This is a genomic window from Flindersiella endophytica, assembly GCF_054779015.1.
Genome location: NZ_BAAGYY010000029.1, coordinates 1 through 516, shown reverse-complemented (window position 1 = coordinate 516; position 516 = coordinate 1). Strand labels below are relative to the sequence as shown.

Sequence of the window (516 nt, the reverse complement as noted above, 5' to 3'; positions counted from 1 at the left end):
GGATCGAGTGGCTGCGGCGGGAACGCAAGTGGTCCGCGCGGCAGATCGCGATCGAACTGGCCGCCGAAGGCGTCAGGGTGTCGGTGTCGACGGTGGGACGGTGGCTGGTGCGGCTCGGCCTGAACCACCGCCGGTTCCTGGATCCCGACGGGAGTCTGAACCGGCGCCCGCCACGGCCGATCACTGCTCACTATCCAGGTCACATGGTGCACCTGGATGTGAAGAAGGTCGGCCGGATCCCCGATGGCGGTGGCTGGCGGGTCCATGGCCGCGACAGCCACCAGCACCGGACCAGCAAACGGACTCGCGAACGCGCCCGACGCAAGGGCGCCAAGACCAGCTACACCTACCTGCACTCTGCGATCGACGGGTTCTCCCGGCTGGCCTACACCGAAGCCCTCCCCGACGAGCAAGGTGTCACCGCGGCCGGGTTCTGGCACCGCGCCCGGGCGTTCTTCGCCGCCCACGGCATCCACCGGATCACCCGCGTGATCACCGACAACGGCGGCTGCTACC

The 516-nt window shown here is 69.2% G+C and carries 1 protein-coding gene; it reads left to right on the top strand.

All coding sequences use genetic code 11. From position 1 onward, the window contains the following. Window positions 1-516 (top strand): transposase family protein (locus tag ACYVF6_RS35705; protein ID WP_460527977.1); only part of this gene is annotated, 516 nt, incomplete at both ends.